The 18,145-nt window shown below is 51.0% G+C and carries 13 protein-coding genes; 11 read left to right on the forward strand and 2 right to left on the reverse strand.

All coding sequences use genetic code 11. From position 1 onward, the window contains the following. Positions 1-4: 4 nt before the first annotated feature. Positions 5-1,045, reverse strand: a complete 1,041-nt coding sequence (locus MC50_RS25640; RefSeq protein WP_032695317.1) for a sugar ABC transporter substrate-binding protein — start codon at positions 1,043-1,045, stop codon at positions 5-7. A 58-nt stretch (positions 1,046-1,103) separates the two neighbouring features. After that, on the reverse strand, positions 1,104-2,084 hold the full coding sequence (locus tag MC50_RS25645) for a TIM barrel protein (protein WP_032686869.1): 981 nt from the start codon (positions 2,082-2,084) through the stop codon (positions 1,104-1,106). An 829-nt stretch (positions 2,085-2,913) separates the two neighbouring features. On the opposite strand from MC50_RS25645, the gene MC50_RS29095 reads away from it, so the two are divergent. From MC50_RS29095 to MC50_RS25695, 11 genes are all read left to right on the forward strand, one after another. Beyond that, positions 2,914-3,048: a hypothetical protein gene (locus tag MC50_RS29095; protein ID WP_256991496.1), complete on the forward strand. Its 135-nt coding sequence runs from the start codon at positions 2,914-2,916 to the stop codon at positions 3,046-3,048. Positions 3,049-3,065: 17 nt separating this feature from the next. After that, complete coding sequence (locus MC50_RS25650; RefSeq protein ID WP_047665263.1) at positions 3,066-5,723, forward strand: beta-N-acetylhexosaminidase; 2,658 nt, start codon at positions 3,066-3,068, stop codon at positions 5,721-5,723. Positions 5,724-6,579: 856 nt separating this feature from the next. Then, entirely contained in the window at positions 6,580-7,131 is a 552-nt protein-coding gene (locus MC50_RS25655; protein WP_032695319.1) for a fimbrial protein, read from the forward strand. Positions 7,132-7,251: 120 nt separating this feature from the next. Then, positions 7,252-7,977 carry a fimbria/pilus periplasmic chaperone gene (locus MC50_RS25660; RefSeq protein ID WP_032695320.1) on the forward strand — a complete coding sequence of 242 codons (726 nt, stop codon included), beginning with the start codon at positions 7,252-7,254 and terminating at the stop codon, positions 7,975-7,977. A 34-nt stretch (positions 7,978-8,011) separates the two neighbouring features. Continuing rightward, positions 8,012-10,546 carry a fimbrial outer membrane usher protein gene (locus MC50_RS25665; protein ID WP_050500300.1) on the forward strand — a complete coding sequence of 845 codons (2,535 nt, stop codon included), beginning with the start codon at positions 8,012-8,014 and terminating at the stop codon, positions 10,544-10,546. Positions 10,547-10,554: 8 nt separating this feature from the next. Beyond that, positions 10,555-11,904 (forward strand): fimbrial protein, encoded by a 1,350-nt coding sequence (locus MC50_RS25670; RefSeq protein WP_052135810.1) that lies wholly within the window; start codon positions 10,555-10,557, stop codon positions 11,902-11,904. A gap of 10 nt (positions 11,905-11,914) precedes the next feature. Next, entirely contained in the window at positions 11,915-12,598 is a 684-nt protein-coding gene (locus MC50_RS25675; protein ID WP_094898077.1) for a fimbria/pilus periplasmic chaperone, read from the forward strand. A gap of 143 nt (positions 12,599-12,741) precedes the next feature. Continuing rightward, positions 12,742-13,347, forward strand: coding sequence for a helix-turn-helix transcriptional regulator (locus tag MC50_RS25680; RefSeq protein ID WP_164887142.1), 606 nt, complete (start codon positions 12,742-12,744; stop codon positions 13,345-13,347). A 15-nt stretch (positions 13,348-13,362) separates the two neighbouring features. Next, the gene (locus MC50_RS25685; protein ID WP_047665268.1) at positions 13,363-14,682 is read left to right on the forward strand and encodes a TolC family outer membrane protein; all 1,320 of its coding nucleotides are present in this window, start codon (positions 13,363-13,365) and stop codon (positions 14,680-14,682) included. Between the two features lie 15 nt (positions 14,683-14,697). After that, the gene (locus tag MC50_RS25690) at positions 14,698-15,960 is read left to right on the forward strand and encodes an HlyD family secretion protein (RefSeq protein WP_032686862.1); all 1,263 of its coding nucleotides are present in this window, start codon (positions 14,698-14,700) and stop codon (positions 15,958-15,960) included. 25 nt (positions 15,961-15,985) lie between these two features. After that, positions 15,986-18,145 (forward strand): peptidase domain-containing ABC transporter, encoded by a 2,160-nt coding sequence (locus tag MC50_RS25695; protein WP_032686861.1) that lies wholly within the window; start codon positions 15,986-15,988, stop codon positions 18,143-18,145.

Here is an 18,145-nt window from a genome sequence, read left to right on the forward strand (position 1 = left end):
TGACTTACTGTTGAGCCAGCAGCTGACGCAGCTTGTCGTTATCTTTGGTCGAGAAGGCATCCGCGTTATCTTTCGTGATCAAGGCCTGAGGTGTAGAGACCACGCGGGAAATTTTCTGCCCGTCAATCAGGCGCAGCATAACTTCCATTGCGACTTCCCCGGTCAGTACCGGGAAGCTGTCCACCGTACCCGTCAGTTCGCCGCGTTTAATCGAGGCATAGGCATCTGAGATACCATCGGTACCAAATACAGCCACCTGCCCGGCTTTATTCAGCGAACGAACCGCTTCCACCACGCCCAGCGCCATGGTGTCGTTATTTGCGTAAAAACCAATCAGATCGGGATGCTGCTGCAAGATTGTTGAGGCCGCATTAAACGCCTGTTCGCGACTCCAGTTCGCCGGTACGCTGGCAACAATATTGAACTTGCCGTTGGCCTGTAGCGTCTCGTTGAAACCGCGGGTTCGCTGGCCAGCGGCATAGACGCCAGGCTGCCCCTCGATCACTGCAACTTTACCGCCCTGCGGATGGTGTTCGATGAACCATTTCGCCACCCGCACACCGTTATCTTTCTGCACGTTCCCGACGTAATACGGTGCATTTGGCATCACCGCATCGTTAACATTGACCACGGGAATTTTTTTGCTGGTGGCACTTTCCAGAGCGGGTTCAAGGTTGATATCGGTCTGAGGTGATACCAGCAGCCCGTTAAAGCCCTGGGAGATAAGCGTTTCCGCTATTGATAACTGACCCAGTTGATCGTCTTCATTGGCGGCAGCCTGATAAGCTACGGTGAAACCATATTTTTTACCGACGTTCTGGTAACCTTCGCCGAGTGAACGCCAGTATTCATTGGTCAGCGTTTTCGATACGCCGCCAATTTTAAGTTTGCTGTCGACTTTCGGCATTGGACCATATTTGCTGCTGAGCTGCGTCCAGTCTGTGCGATCCGGTTCAGTATCCGATTTTAGCGGGGCTAAATCAGCGGCGTAAGCCATCGAGCACAGTAAAGAAGAGGCGAGTACAGAGAGTATGAGCTTTTTCATTTTTCAGCCTTTTATTTTTGCGTCAGGGTATTTTTCTAATGTTTGCTTATTTTTTGCGCTATCTGGCTAGCATAATGTCATTAACTATCCGCTGAGAGGCAACGGCATCCTGGCGGCTAATGGCCGCTGCCAGTTCATCATTGCCGTCCAGTTGTTGGCACAGTTTGAGTAATCGGGTAACGGTCGCAATATTGATTTCAGCTTCACGAACCGGATCCAGGCCACTGGCATCCGGGAATGTGTCAAAGTAATAGGCCCCCTGATACCCATCACGCTGCATCTGCCAGAGGAATTCCAGCGTGGCGCGCGGGTTAACCGAGCCCACCATCAAACCATCATCACGTTTCCCCCAGCCGTCATTGAGATCAAGCCCCAGCAGGCGTGAACGGCGGGCTACCATCGCCGCAGCATAAGCCGGAATTTCATTGGCAAACAGCACGTGAGCAAAATCAAGCGTGATCCCCAGATTCGGACAGCCGGCTTCTTCTACTGCCAGTAAACATGTCGTGGCATTGGGGAAAATACTGTAAGCACGCGGCTCATTCGGTTTGTATTCGATACTGATATCCACGTCCGGCGCATATTCGGCAATTTCACGGACTGCGCTCACCGCATCGTTCCAGATTTTTTTGTAATCCGCCTGGAAGCAGTAATCATAACCATCCTGCCCCATCCACAGCGTCATCAGACGTGATCCAAATTCGCGCCCGGCATCAATCCCGCGTTTTGTCAGCTCAATGGCCTCACGACGGATCTGTGGGTTGGGGTTAGTAAAAGCCCCAATCTTAAATTGCGGTGCATCCCAGCGCATTTGCATACCGTTGACCGCCAGTCCCGCATCCTCAATGGCCTGGCGCAGCGTTTGAATATCAGTCGTGATGTGCTGCGGGTAGTTCAGATCAAGATGGGTTAACCCTTTTACCTCACCGGCACGGGCAATCATCTGCAGCACAGAGGGTTTCCCCTGAAGATCCGGCCAGTAGAGGTTCGCTCCTGAGGCAAAAGAGTTTAAACGCGTGGCAAATTTCAATTCCGACATGGGGGTGGATCCTTCAAACGAGTTTGTGATGTACTTTCCTTCTTCACAATTATTTGTGAAGTTATGCTTTAGACTACACTCCGCCACATAGTTATCAAGCGTGACAATTCGAATAATGAATAAAATGAGAGATGAATCACGAAATAAAGGAGAGTATGTGTCGATGAAATGGGCTTGAGGTGAAGAGCGAAATACAGGCAGTAAGGGTTTACTTCATCAGATGGGTCAGGGAAAAAGACTATATGTTATTGTTTATCATCACATTTAAAGGAGGACAGCGAAACCGGCAGCCCCTGCGGAAGCGTTGCTCTGCACAAGGCAGTACGACCGTTTCCGCTGTGTCAGCGTAAGCACACCCGTTTTATTTTGAGGTTTCCGGGAAGAGATCACTATCGACTCAAAGGGCAATTCAAAAGCACAAGCGTACAGGGATAGTGATACGGGGACGGTAGGTCTTACATGTCTGTCGCCTCTCTTTGACCACGGCATATTTTCACGATAAAAATTAACTCCATTTGTAATGGGGAAAAATCTTATTCGCGGCCACTATTCCCGCTCATCATAAAATCAATTCAATCCATTAATTGATTTTAAAAATCAAATAATTACAAAAACAACCTGGCAAAACTCAAGTGTAATAAAGAGAAATATAATATGTGCGTTTTGTCATAAAATTCAGTTTGTCACACAAAAACAGATTGATAATTCGCGTCACAAAAAATAATGTATTCATGCTTATTAAGGGGTTTATACCGTTTATTATTGGCTTATTTTTTTAATTTCACGCGGTCTGCCTTTCCCGCGTTTTAAATGTCAAGAGGAAATTCACATGCATATCTTTACTGGAAAACGTAATACCCCAGCGCTGGCAATTGACGCGCCAGGCTGGATTATTTTTCCGCAGGCTAACGCCGAAAGTTTCTCTGCTGATTCCAGCATTAACGTGCAGTGCCAGTGCCGATAATCATTAAGGAAAATGACATGAAATCATTAAAAACAGGCCTGCTGGCAACCGCAGTTGCTGGAATAATGGGCAGCGGAACAGCCTTTGCCAATCAGCAAACTGTCGATCAAATCAGTCAACTCAAGATTAACTATACCGTCGTGGATAACCACGCGGCGCTGCATGGCGTTGATTGCGCCAGCCTGGGCGCGGACTGGGCATCCTGTAACAAGGCCACCATCAGGTTAACGAATGATGGCGATGCAATTACGGGTAAAGACTGGGCGATTTATTTCTCCAGTATTCGCCGGATTCTGAGCGTGGATAATGCCCGGTTTAAGGTTACGCATATCATCGGCGACCTGCACAAACTGGAACCTACTGATAAATTTAGCGCATTCCCGGCAGGACAAGCTGTGGACATCCCGATTATTAATGAATACTGGCAGCTGTTTATGAGTGATGTGATCCCGCGTTGGTACGTCACTTCCACGGATGCGCAGCCCAAAGTCATTGCCAGTACCGATACAGAAGATCTCAATCAGATTGTCACACCAATTCGCGGTGATTTATGGAAAAGCACGGCCGCCGACAACAATGTCCTGATGACGGCCGAAGTACGCTTTGAGAAAAACAGCGATGTGAAATTGCTCAACGCCTCATCCCTGCGCGGCCAAATTGTGCCAACGCCGCGGGTGGTTAACGTGCATGATCGGGATGTTGATCTGAGCCACGGAGTTAAGCTGGATCTCTCTGCCCTGCCGAAGCCGTCGGCAGAGGCGATTACCGAGCGCTTCTCCCTGCTGGGCTTGAAAACCGATCGAGGTTACCCGGTGCGTACCGAAATTTCTGCGCCAGCTTTCCAGGGTAAGGAAGCGGTACCGGGAGCTTATACCCTTAAGATTGACGAAAAGGGGGCACTGGTAACCGGTTATGATCGGGCTGGGGTCTTCTACGGCCTCCAGTCAATTCTTTCACTGGTTCCTGCAGAGGGGCCGATGAAGATCGCCACTCTTGAAGCCAGAGATGCGCCGCGTTTCCAGTATCGTGGTTTGTTTATCGATGTTGCGCGTAATTTTCACAGTAAAGCGGCTATCTTGCGGGCACTGGAACAGATGGCGGCGCTGAAGCTGAATAAATTCCATCTTCATCTCAGCGACGATGAAGGCTGGCGTATTGAGATCCCTGGGCTACCTGAACTGACGGAAGTCGGAGGAAAGCGCTGCCATGATTTGACGGAAAAAACCTGCCTGCTGCCGCAACTGGGGTCAGGCCCGGATAGCACTACGAACGGCAGTGGTTGGTTTAGCCGTGCTGATTATATTGAGATACTCAAGTATGCCAAAGCGCGGCAGATTGATGTCATCCCGGAAATTGATATGCCCGCGCATGCCCGAGCGGCAACCATATCGATGGAAGCCCGCTACGATCGTCTGATGAAAGAAGGTAAAGAGAAAGCAGCGAATGAATTCCGTCTACTCGATCCTGACGATACTTCGGTGACTACCGGGGTTCAGTTCTACGATCGCACCGGTTATCTGAACCCATGCTTACCGTCGTCTCGTCATTTTGTCGATAAGGTGATGGGCGAAATCCAGAAAATGCATGAAGAGGCGGGACTACCGCTAACGACCTGGCATTTTGGTGGTGATGAAGCGAAAAATATTTATCTGGGCGCCGGATATACCGATAAAAACAATCCGCAGGAAGGTAAAGGTCAGATTGAACAGCGCAATCAGGACAAACCGTGGGCGAAGTCAGCGGTCTGCCAGGTCATGCTGAAAGAGGGAAAAGTGGCTGATATTGAGCATCTGCCGAGCTGGTTCGCCGTGGAAGTCAGTCAACTGGTCAACCAGCATGGTATTGCGAAAATGCAGGCCTGGCAGGATGGATTAAAGCATGCTAAGGATGCGACCGATTTTGCCACCCAAAAAACGGCGGTAAATTTCTGGGACACCTTGTTCTGGGGCGGTGCGGAGTCGGTTAATGACTGGGCAAACAAAGGCTACGAAGTGGTCATTTCCAACCCGGATTATGTTTATCTGGATCACCCATACGAGGTTAATCCTCAGGAGCCAGGCTTCTACTGGGCAACGCGCTTTAGCGATGAGCGTAAGATCTTTGGATTCACACCAAATAACCTGCCGCAAAATGCAGAAACTTCACTCGATCGGGACGGTAACCCGTTTGAAGGCAAGGCAGATAAAGAGTGGCCGGGCGCGTATGGCCTGTCGGCTCAAATATGGAGCGAAATCGTCCGTACCGACGAAGAGATGGAATATCGCCTCTTCCCGCGGCTGTTCTCCGTTGCCGAACGCGCATGGCATCAAGCGGCGTGGGAGCAGGATTACCTGAAAGGGAAAAGCTATAAGGCGGGCGTAACGCACCATGTTGATGCGAAAGCACAGAATAAGGACTGGATTCGTTTCGCCAATATCCTGGGCAGCCGGGAACTGGCGAAGATGGAAAAAGCCAGTATAGCGTTCCGTTTGCCGGTACCGGGGGCGAAAATCACCAACGGCAAACTGGAAGCAAACACCAGTTTCCCGGGGATGATCATTGAGTACTCCACCAATGGTGGCAGCAGCTGGCAACGTTATGATGACAATGCGCAACCACAGGTGCAGGGCGCAGTGAACGTACGTACTGTCAGCGCCGATGGTAAACGTTTTAGCCGCATCGATACCGTCAGGTAACGGGTTAACCGGTGAGGATACTCACCGGTTTCTTATGCCCTGCTGGTAATCGTGTGGCGTTGTTCAATGCCAATGTTCATCATTTTCGCCCCATTGTCGTAAAACAGGTGAACACAGAAGGGAATAATGTCCAATAGCAGGACGGGATACACCGGTTTCGTGCGGCAATATGCAACGCACTATTCTTCCAGAAAAACTAGCCTCTGCGTACTGTCAATGCCGCAAAAACCTGTTTCCAGTGCTGGTTCATAAATTTCATAAAGCGCCAACAGCCGCTCAAGAGACAATAAACGAATGATGCCTGCCCATTAGGCGATATATTTTGTCACTAATGAAATACCCCCCAGTGAAGTACATTTAATACATGATCAGCTAACGTCTATCTTTTACCCGGCATAACGATTTCACATTTCGTACCAAATAAAAAAACAACATCGCCTTTATCTAATCACTCCATTATTAAGAATCTCACGCATAGTTAACCTTTGTCGTAACGTCGACCACCAACGAAAAACCGCGAAGGCGGGGCAATATGTCTTTATCATTTGTGAAGCCGCGGCAGAACGCCTCAGGATAAGATTTTTTCACATTTTCAAATGCGCACTTCATGTTTCATCAGATTAAATCACTACACAATTCCAGCCCTCAACACCAAGATACTCCGGCAAACTAAAAAGCGCTTTGCGTTTATTTTAGTTGCATTGATGTTGAAATTTAACTCCGCGGTTATTTTATGCGCCAACCCTTAGCATGCGTATAAAACGAAGCGTAATTTCAACATTAACTTTAAAGGAAGAAATTACACTCACCAGCCTAATACATGTAGGCTGATTATTTTTCTAAAGGATATTTTGCAATGAAAAAAAGTTTGGTGTTGATCCCTGTTACTGCGATGTCTCTTCTGATTAGTGCACAGGCGTTAGCTGCTGATAATACCGTCACTTTCCTTGGGGAAGTCACCTCTGAAACCTGTACCGTGGCGATTAACGGCAACAAAGTTAGCCCGGTAGTTCTGCTGCCGAGCGTTAATAAATCCGAACTGCTTACTGCGGGTAGCGTTGCGAAACCAACCACCTTCGACATCAGCGTAAGCGGCTGTACTGGCAATCCTACACAACCAACGACTATTTCCAGCAAATTTGCAGGTAACAGCATCACCGTAGGCGGCAACCTGGGCAACGTGGCAACGGGTACTACTGCGGCAACAAATGCTGAAATCCAGATTCTGGATACCGCTGCAGCGCCAATCAACTTTACGACTCCCTTTACTGCATCTGGCGATCTGACTCTGGCGGCAGCAGCAGATTCTGCCTCTGCGACCTACACCGCGCAGTATATCAGTGAAGCCGGCGTTGCCACCCCAGGCGCGGTACAGGCCTCGATGCAGTACGCGGTTAGCTACAACTAATCAGGCGTTAAAACAGGGATTCAATATCTCTTAATCGATATTTAGATAAATTAAGACCAGGGATGGTCTTAATTTATTCTTTCCGGGTTGTCAGAAAATAATTTCCAACAGGTGACTGATATGTCCCGCTTACAATGGCGTAGCATTTTCTTATTTATATTATCCCTCTATTTTTGTCAGTCAGCATTGGCCAGTGTGGTCATGACCGGCTCGCGGGTAATTTATCCCTCTGACGCAAAGTCCGTTGATCTAAAACTAAGAAATGATGATGATTTTCCTTATGTGATTCAGGCCTGGTTCGACAGTGGCGATCCCTCCTCTACGCCTGAAACAGGAACGGCCCCTTTTATTGTTACGCCGCCAACGTTTCGCATTGCGGCAAAAGAAGGGCAAATTTTACGCGTTTTCTTTACGCAAGATAAACCGTTGCCGCAGGACCGGGAATCTATATTTTATTTCAACTTCCTTCAGGTACCTCCGGCAAACATTGGCGGCGATAAAGGTAGCAAAATCGTTGTGATGTTGAAAAACAGAATGAAAGTGTTTTATCGACCCACGGGTTTAAAAACTAACCCAAAAATGATTTTCGACTATCTGACGGTCAGTAACACGTCAGCAAATAGCATCCGGGTTACTAATACCTCTCCCTATTACATCTCATTAAGCAAGGTGAGCGTTAACGGTGTTAATGCAAAGCATAAACCACCAATGATTGCGCCTTTTACCGCTGTAGACATTGCGCTTAATGCCGGAAAGGTGACTGACAGGAGCGCTAAGGGAATAGAGATCGGTCTGGTTAATGATTATGGAGCAACGGTAAGCCATGTATATCCAATTCAAAAATAAGGAAGTTTATTTTCGTCTTGCATTAATAACCTGCATGATTAAAGCCTCTCTGTTTTCGCATTCGGCCTTTGCAGAAGAGTATCGTTTTGACAACAATTTACTCGCTGGATCAGGGTTTGCTAAAGGTATCAGCCTGGAAAAATTCAACGATACTGAGGTTATCATTGCGCCGGGGCAGCAGAATTTAGACCTGGTACTCAATGGTACTAAAATAAAAAGCCAGGTTCCGGTTAAATTCCAGAAAATCAATCCGACGGACAAAAGTGCGCAGCTGTGTCTTGATGCTGAGCTAATTAAACTGTTACAGCTAAAAATCCAGCCCTCCTCCCTACCCCAGGTCCCGTGTTTATCTTTAGCGGATATTACCCGGCAGGGAAGCTGGCGGATTAAACCGTCAACGCTGTCGGTGGAGTTTTCCATCCCACAAATTATGCTCAACCGCCCGCCTCGCGACTATATCCCGGTTGCCGAATGGGATGCGGGGGCGCCGCTGTTATTTTTACGCCATAACACCAGCTACACCCGCAATATTCTGCGTGACATTCACTACAGCTATCTGTGGAGCATGATCAACGCCGGCGCAAATATGGGGATGTGGCAATTACGTCACCAGGCCAATCTGCGCTACATGCAGAGCAGCACTGCAGGCAATGCCTATAAATGGAACTCGGTGAGAACCTGGGTACAGCGCCCGCTGCCCGCCATCTCCAGCGAGCTGATGGTCGGCGACACCTATACCGACAGCGCCATGTTTGGCTCAATCTCTTTTAACGGCGTCAAGCTGTATACCGATCAAAGCATGTGGCCACAGGGAAAACTGGGCTACGCGCCCGAAATCCGTGGCGTGGCCAATACCAATGCCCGGGTTTTGATCCGCCAGGCAGGCCATCTTATTTACGAAACGCAGGTTCCTCCGGGCCCCTTTCTGATCGACGACCTCTACAATACCCGCAGTCAGGGTGATATTGAGGTGCAGATCATTGAAACCGACGGAAAATCGTCCTTCTTCGTTGTGCCTTATGCTGCCGTGCCGGGCTCCATGCGTCCGGGCAATATGAGCTATCAGTTGGCCGCAGGTAAAGTCAGGAATTATTACTCCGTACAGAATGCTTTCGCCGAAGGCGTCTTGCAGTACGGGGTGAATAACCGTTTTACCGCCAACACCGGCGCGCGGTTCGCCAACAATTATCAGGCATTGCTCGCCGGCGGCGTTTTCGCCTCTGAACTCGGCGCGTTATCGCTCAATACAACCTGGTCACATGCGCAGGTGGAAAACAATCAGTCCAAAAGCGGCTGGCGCGCCGAGGCGGCATACAGCAAAACCTTCCCGAGCAACACCAATATTGTGCTGGCAGCCTACCGCTATTCCACCGCCGGATACCGCGATCTCCAGGATGTTCTCGGCGTGCGGCGCCAGCAACAGAACGGGGCTAATTATTACTCCGACACGCTTAAGCAACGTAACCGCTTCACCGCGACGTTAAGCCAGAACATGGACGAGTACGGTACTCTCTCGCTCAGCGGCAGCAGCACCGACTATTACAACAACCGTTCGCGTATCACTGAGCTACAGCTGTCCTACAACAACATATGGAAAAAGCTCAGCTACAACATCAACGTCGGCAGGCAGCGTTCCAGCTGGAGTAACACGAATTATATCTATAGCGTCAATGACGCTGAATATGATTCCAGTCGTTATCAGAAATATACCGAGAACGTCGTTTCCATCGGGTTTTCCATTCCGCTCGACTGGCGTGACTCTCGCTCAAGCGTGTCGTTCGACATGACGAAGAATAAAAATACCCGCACGGCGATGACCACCCTTTCCGGTTCCGCAGGCGAAGAAAATGATTTCACCTATTCCCTGTACGCCAATCACGACAAGTACACCGCACTGGAACAGGGCCGAAGCCATACCATGCGCTGGGGCGCGAATGTGCAGGAGCGTACCCGTTCAGGAACAATGCGAGCCTCTTACGCTCACAGCGGCAAAGATCACCAGCTGGGTCTGGGAACCGCAGGGACTCTGGCCCTGCACAGCGGCGGCGTCACCTACGGCCCGTACGCCAGTGATACCTTTGCTCTGGTTGAAGCCAAAGGTGCCAGCGGCGCGCGCATTAACAATGCGCAGGGAGCCAGAATTGATGTCTTCGGCTATGGGATTGCGCCTTCTCTGGCGCCATACCGCTACAACACCATCAGCATTGACGGTAATTCCCTGGACCAGGATGTCGAGCTGGAAGGCGGAAACGTACGCGTGGTCCCGGTTCGGGGCGCGGTGCCGAAAGTGGCTTTCAACACCCTTGGCGGTACCCCTGCCCTGATCGCGGTCATGATGCCCGATGGCTCTCCGGTACCGATGGGTGCGGAGGTTCAGGACCGGGATGGGAAAAACATTGGGATGGCCGGCCAGAATGGACAGGTCTATGCGCGCTTGCCCGATGCCTCCGGCACTTTATTCATTCGCTGGGACAGCAAGCAAACGTGCCGCGTCAATTACCAGATGCCCGCACGGAATAAAGCATCAGGCAATAACTTCATCCATTTAAATGGCATCTGCGTACAGTGAGATAACACATGAAATTTCCAGTTATTCAGTTAAAACACGGCCTGATTGCCGCACTCATGATAGTCAGCGCCCCCTGGGCTCAGGCGGAGTGTCGCAGAGTGACCTCAATCGGTACGGGAATCAACGATATTCCTCAGGAAGTTGCCGATATGGGCTACACCGCCACCCCGCTGGTCACGAATGGTAATAACGCCCCTATTTCTTTCGGGGTACTCAGTATCGGCACGGGGTCGGTATCATTAAACCCACCCGGTACGTTACTGGGCACTGCAAACGTGGACGTGATTAGCTCCGGGCTGCATGCCCCCTATGCGGCGAATCAAATTTTATACAAATGCCCTTTGTCCGATGCGGATTCGCTCTATGAAATGTACGCCACGGCTAACTCAAACTTTTATGGTGGGATTGAGGTCAATGATATTGACAGCGGGTATATTACGCCGGCAAAAAATGTCGCTTTTCGTATTACGAACCAGAAAGCAGGGGCGTATTACACAAAATCTTGGCAGGAGCGTAAATTAACCGCCGCGGATTATATTACCGTCGGTTCCACTATCTATGTTCCAGCTTCCGCGTTCAGCAATATCACCTTTGAGCTACTTAAAACCAACGATTCCGGCAATATCTCATATGCTGATCCACGTAACGCATTTAACACCCTGACCCAGGCGCAAGCCACCGTGCGCTTTAAACCGGTTTTCGGTATGACCAGCCCCATCGCGGGGGCGCAGGCAACCAGCCCCTCAGCTTCTGCTACAAACATAGTGGCGGTATGGGGGATGAGAGGAGGGAGTACCACCATCATCCACGGCGAGACCTGCGTGGTCAGTGATTTTGATCAGGTTGTTACTCTTCCCCCGATCGGCGCGGCTGAACTCAACGCCAGCATGACCAGCACCAGCAATTTTAATGTCGCGATTGAATGCGATGCCGGCGCGGTATCCGGGACGGTGACAAACACCACCACACCACCCGTGGCCATGGGGTTTCTGGTCACCCAGCCCACGGCGCTTGCCCAGGCCGCTACACTGGGGCTGAAAAACGCTTCCGGCGGCATCAGTCATTTGCTGGACAATAGCTACGGAACAAGCGGCGTGGCTTCAGGCGTCGGCATCCGCATTTACCCAGAGGGATCGAGTACGCCGCTTACTCTGCTGTCCACCAATACCACCACCGGAACAGGCAATGCCGCGGGCTGGTACGGCTTTAGCGATTATCTGGACAACGTTGGGGCAACGGGTACAGGTGGCAGTCGATATAGCGGATTATTCACCGCTTCTCTTGAGCGGCTTCCAGGGTTACAAGCAACGGCAGGGTCGGTCCATGCGCAAGCACAGATTTTTGTCAGTCTTCAGTAAGACCTGCCTGATGATGACACTCTTGCTGAGTACTGGCTACGCAGGCGCGGTGGTCAACAGCACGCAGAGCCGGCTGGTGTTTAATGAAAACAGTATCGCCGAGACGTTGGTGCTGGTGAATTCAGAAAGAGCGCCAGCGCTGGTTCAGGTCTGGAGCGATGATAACGATCCGCTTGCTCAGCCGGATAACCTCCATACGCCTCTGGTTGTGGTGCCGCCGCTGTTTAAGCTGGAACCGGGAGAATCCCGCAATCTGCGCGTCATGCTCTCCTCGCGTCAGGAAATTGCGGCCGGGCGCGAGCGCGTCTACTGGCTGAATATCTATCAGATCCCGCCGAACACGCAATCTGACGGCGAAAAGGGTAAAAAAATCATTTTGCCTCTACGTATCCGCTTAAAAGTTTTTGTCCGCCCGGCCGGTCTGAAAGCACCGGATGAGAACATCGGAGAGTCGCTGATATTTACGCTTAAAAAAGGCAGTAGCACAAACCGGTCGCTGCTGATTACCAACCCTACGCCCTACAACATGACGTTAGGAGAGCTACGTCTGGGAGGAAAACAGCTGACCACCATGATGATTGCGCCCGGAGCTTCCACCGCAGTGCCGCTTTCGCCAGCGAGCGCTTCAGGGCTGTTGAGCTGGTCAGTCATCGATGATTACGGCAAACAAATCGCCTATACGCGCCAATTATGAAGTCAGGCCTCTCTCCCCCACCCACTATCGATGGCTGGGGGAGAAGCGCAGATGCGATGTAACACGGTTTATTAAATTCGACATAATTATAGTCTCCCATGCAAAACATGACGCTTAACATTACCTACTTTCATAAATATTTCATGACCTATGACCTCATCACCACCTGTTTACAGCGTGAACTGCAAACACATTATTTAAGGCTACATCATTTACCCAATCTGAACGCACTGTTAAGCGCGGTTGAAAATAATAAAATAGATATTCTGCTGATTAATTCATCCTGCCTTTTCGATGGTTTTTTCCACGAAACGGAAATCAGAAAAATGCTTTCCGTTATTTGCCCTCATCAGCGAACGGTGACCGTACTCTTCGCCCAAAATATGAAGCCAGTGTTGCTGAGGAAAATGGTGAGTTCAGGCATGAATATTCTGATCAGCCCCCATGATACTGCTCATGAACTGCTGAGCGCATTGACGAAGGCGATCGCCTCACCTCATGCAGAACCTTATATATCACAGACGATTAAAGAACTTCTGCAACATTCATCGGATGAACTGACCACCAAGGAGTGGGAGGTTCTCAACCTGATCAATCAGGGTTATTCGCTGTCACAAATAGCCTCGAAGAAATGTCGTGCCATGAGCACCGTCTCGACGCAGAAGCGTAAGGCGATGGATAAACTGCATCTCGCAAACGAAAGTGAATTACAGCGTTTTTTACATCAGAACACCTTTTTTAATCACTAAGTCCTGTGGAACACCATGTTTAACAAAATACTTATTTCGCTTATCGTCGGATTATTGTTGTCCGGCAGTGCTTGTGCGCTGTCGCTTCAGCAAGCCCTGCTGGCAGCCAGCGCTTATAACGCCGAATTTAATGCGGCGCGCAGAGCGCATGAAGCTGATGCACAAAAAAAATATCAGGGATTTGCCGGATTACTGCCGGTTGTCACCCTCAACGCCGCCTGGAATAAGACCGATCAGCCGGACGCCGCCTATTCCGCAGGCGTCACCCGGCATAATTACAGTTTTAATCTGACGCAGCCTGTTTTTGACGTCGCCAGATATGCTAACTGGCGGAAAACCGTGGTCATCAGCGATCTAGCCGATGTGAATTACCTGATCGCGCAGCAAAAAATGATCGCTGACGTGGTAACGGCTTATTACAGCGTGGTGTATCAGCGCAGCGTCCTCGAAACCCAGCGCAAAATCCTTGCCGCCTTTGATGCGCGGCTGAAACAGGTACAAAAATCGTTGAAGTTAGGCGATGGAACACGGCTGGATGAAGCGGAGGCGCAGGCTAATTATGACAAAGCGGTCGCTGATGAACTGGCATCCGAAAACACCCTTAATGATGCCAGAGTGACTTTTCACCAGCTGACCGGTCTGGACGCTCGGTACATCGCCGATCGGAGCCTGGACTGCGTTCGCTATGTTGATGACATGAATCCAGAACAATTAAAGCGCACGGCGGCGGCGAGCAATCTTGATGTTCTCGCCGCCCTACAAGCCATTAAAGGCAGCGAAGCCGATCTGGTCACGGCCACTGCCGGCCATCTGCCGGTTGTTACCTTACAGGCCGGTTATGGCAAAAACTGGAGCCGGGCGGAAGACAGTAACGTACTTGATGACCTGTTCGGCACCACCGCCAAAACAGATAACACCACCGTTGGCATCAATATCTCCATTCCCCTGTTCGCCGGCGGAAGCCACATTTCGCAGAGTCTGGAAGCGGCCCATCGCTTTGAACAAAGCAAAGATCTGCTGATTGATGCGCGTCGCAAAGCGGAACAGCAGACCTTACAGGCAATGTCGGGGGTACGAAACGCCCGCTCGCTGATTAAAGCTTACCAGCGAGCGATCGGCTCGGCAGGTAAACGGTTGAACGCAACCCGCTATGGGCGGGAGCTCGGCCAGCGGACGCTGATCGACGAATTTAACGCAGAAAATGAATATTACCAGGCTATTCAGGATCTTGCTCAGACTCAGAACGCGCTGATCCAGTCGATCGTCAACTTAAAATCAGCCACTGGATCGCTGGATTACGCCGCGATGCGCAGTCTTGATTGCAGTGCCACCTAACCGGAGCTTTCGACAATGAATCACGACTTATTTCGTCAGGAATCGCTGGACGCGAACAAAACCAAAGTGTTAGGTCCGGTAGCACTTTACTGCCCTCCTTTCCGCTGGCTGATCGTGGCGATGGTATGCGCCCTGACTATCGTGCTGGTCGGCTTTTGTAGCCTGGGAAGCTACACAAAGCGGGAAACGGCGAAAGGGGTTCTGACACCGGAAAGCGGCATCATGACCATTACCGCCCTGACGGCGGGCACCGTTACCGCCCTCCCCGTCCGTGAAGGCGCTGGGGTAAAAAAAGGCGAACGTATCGCCACGGTGTCTTCCGAAATCTCTACCGCACGCTATGGCCAGACGCGCGAGGCAATAGCCAGACAGCTCGAGATCCAGTCCCAGGGATTGACTCAACAGTTAACCAATCTGGAACAACGTAACGCTGAGGCGCTGAAATCCTTACAAGAAAGAAGCAGCCTGCTGGCACAACAAACGACGGAGCTGGATACCATTTACCGCCAGCGTCAGCGGCAAATTGCGCTGAGCCAAAAGCAGGTCGATAAAATGGCGGCGATGCGCGCCGAAGGCTACGCCTCTAATACCCAGGTCGAGCAGCAGGAGAGCGATCTGCTGGATGCCAAAGTACGATTACAGGACGTCGCCCGTCAACGTATCGAAATCAGGCAACAGCACGCGCAAACACGCCAACAGCTACGTGAGCAGCCTCTGACCTACTTCCAGCAAAAGAATGACCTGCAGCAAAAACTGTCGGATATCACGCAATCGATGATGGAAAATGAATCACGCCGTTCGGTGGATCTGCGCGCGCCGGAAGAGGGTACGGTGAGCGCCGTGCTGGTGAAGCCGGGGCAGATTGTCAGCGCCGGGCAAACTATCGCCATGCTTCTTCCAGACAACGCCCATCTACAGGCAAGGATCCTGCTCAGCAGCCGGGCCATCGGTTTTATCCACACCGGTCAGCGGGTGGTGCTGCGCTATGAATCCTTTCCCTGGCAAAAATTTGGCCAGCACTCTGGCGCGGTCAGCGAAATCTCGACATCCCCCCTGTCACCTCAGGAAATCGCCGGTATCACCGGCAATACCCAGATTCAGGAGCCGCTTTATCAGGTCAAGGTCACGCTCGATAGCCAGTCGGTACAAGCTTACGGCAAACAGATCGGCCTGCGTCCCGGCAGCGGGCTCGACGCAGACTTTATCGTCGATAAGCGCCGTATCTATGAATGGGTTCTCGAGCCGCTGAATGCGCTTGGCAAAATGACCTCTTTATAATTTCAAATGTTAACTCAGGTTGATCATGGATCTCTTTCACAAACTTAATTTGTCGTTTCGCCATAAACTCCCCGTCCTGCGACAAACCCAGGCCGCAGAATGCGGGCTGACCTGCGTCGGTATGATTGCCGGCTATTACGGCTATCAGATAGACATGGTGTCCCTGCGTCATCGTTTTCCCTCATCACAAAAAGGCAGTACGCTGGCCGACGTCATGTCCTTTACGCAAAAGTTAGATATGGGCTGCCGGGCGGTACGCCTTGAGCTGGATGAGCTCAATAAGCTGAAGCTACCCTGCATCCTGCACTGGGATATGAACCATTTCGTGGTGCTGAAAAGCATTAACAAAAATACCCTCACTATTCACGACCCGGCGCGCGGCGCGCGTAAGGTGGCGATGGATGAGGTATCGCGATCCTTCACCGGCGTAGCGCTGGAACTCTATCCTGCCGCCACATTTGAACGGAAGGATGAGAAAAAATCGATCTCGATGCTGAGTCTGATCCGTAACGTCTCTGGCATCGGTTCAGCATTTATCCAGGTGGCGCTGCTCTCGCTGGCACTCGAGTTCTTCGGCATCATTACGCCCTTTTATATGCAGTGGGTCATTGACCAGGTGCTGGTCTCGGCCGATCGGGATTTACTGACGCTGCTTGGCGTGGCGTTCATTTTTATTACGCTGTTCCAGAATCTGATTGGCGCACTGCGCAGTTGGGTAACGACCTGGTTCTCCAGCATGCTGAGCGTACAGTGGTCCAGCAACCTGTGTGCTCACCTGCTGGGTTTGCCGCTAAGCTATTTTGAAGATCGCCACGTAGGTGACATCCTGTCACGCTTTGGCTCCATCGCGAATATCCAAAGCACGCTGACCGGCCGGTTTATCTCCTCTATCTTCGACGGCATCATGGCCCTGGTCACCCTGGGGGTGATATTTGCCTACAATACCTCCCTGACGTTTATCGTTATTGGCCTGTTTCTGCTCTACGCGCTGATCCGCTGGATCTCATTCGAACCTTTCCGCCAGGCGAGTGAAGACCAGTTGCTGGCTTCGGCGCAGGCACAGTCGCAGCTGCTGGAATCCATTCGCGGGGTTCAGGCGATCAAGCTCAACAATAAACAGGATTTGCGTGTTTCAACCTTTACCAATGAAACCGTACAATCCACCAACAAAGGGATTACTACCCAGAAACTCTCTATCGGTTTCAGTACGTTACAGGGCACTATTTCAGGTGTGGGCAAAATCGTACTGATTTGGCTGGCCGCCGCGCAGGTGCTGGATGGCAACTTTACCAGCGGGATGCTGGTCGCCTTTATCAGCTTTTCTGACCAGTTTATTTCGCGATCCGCCGGGCTGATTAACGCACTGATTGATTTCAAAATGCTGCGTTTGCATGGGGAACGTCTCGCGGACATTGTGCTGAGCGAAAAAGAACCGGACCTGGCAAGCAGCGCCTCGCTGCCCGATCGGGAGGGGCCGGTGCATCTGGCCATCCATCAGCTCTCGTTTCGCTATTCCGCCACCGATGGCGAAATTTTTACGGGCTTCAACCTGGAGATCGAAGCCGGCGAATCGATCGCAATTATTGGCCCTTCCGGACAGGGTAAAACGACTCTGGCAAAACTGCTGTTAGGGTTACTTAAGCCAGAGAATGGCAGCATCTGTATCAACGGTATCGACCACAGAAAACTCGGGATGACCCTCTACCGCGATCTGATCGGCAGCGTGATGCAAACAGACCAGCTCTTTGCCGGTTCAATCATCGATAATATCAGCTTCTTTGATGCCAGCCTCGACCGGCTGCGGGTTGAACGCGTGGCCAGAATCGCGCAGATTCACGATGACATAATGGCGATGCCGATGGGTTACAACAGTATGGTCGGCGACATGGGTTCTTCCCTCTCCGGCGGGCAGATACAACGCGTTATTCTCGCGCGAGCGCTGTATCGAAACCCACGGCTATTGATCCTTGATGAAGCGACGAGTCACCTGGATATTGCCCGGGAAAGCGCCATCAATGACGCCATCAGGCATATGAATGTCACTCGTATCATCATTGCTCACCGTCCGGAAACCATTTTAAGCGCAGACCGTATTATTGAGATCCATAGCCGCGGCGTCATTGAAGTGGCAAAGCATGATTTTATCCATGCCATCAAAAACTCACAGTCAGTCCTGCGGGTTTGA

Origin of the sequence: Klebsiella planticola, assembly GCF_000783935.2 — a bacterium.
GTDB lineage: Bacteria > Pseudomonadota > Gammaproteobacteria > Enterobacterales > Enterobacteriaceae > Klebsiella > Klebsiella planticola.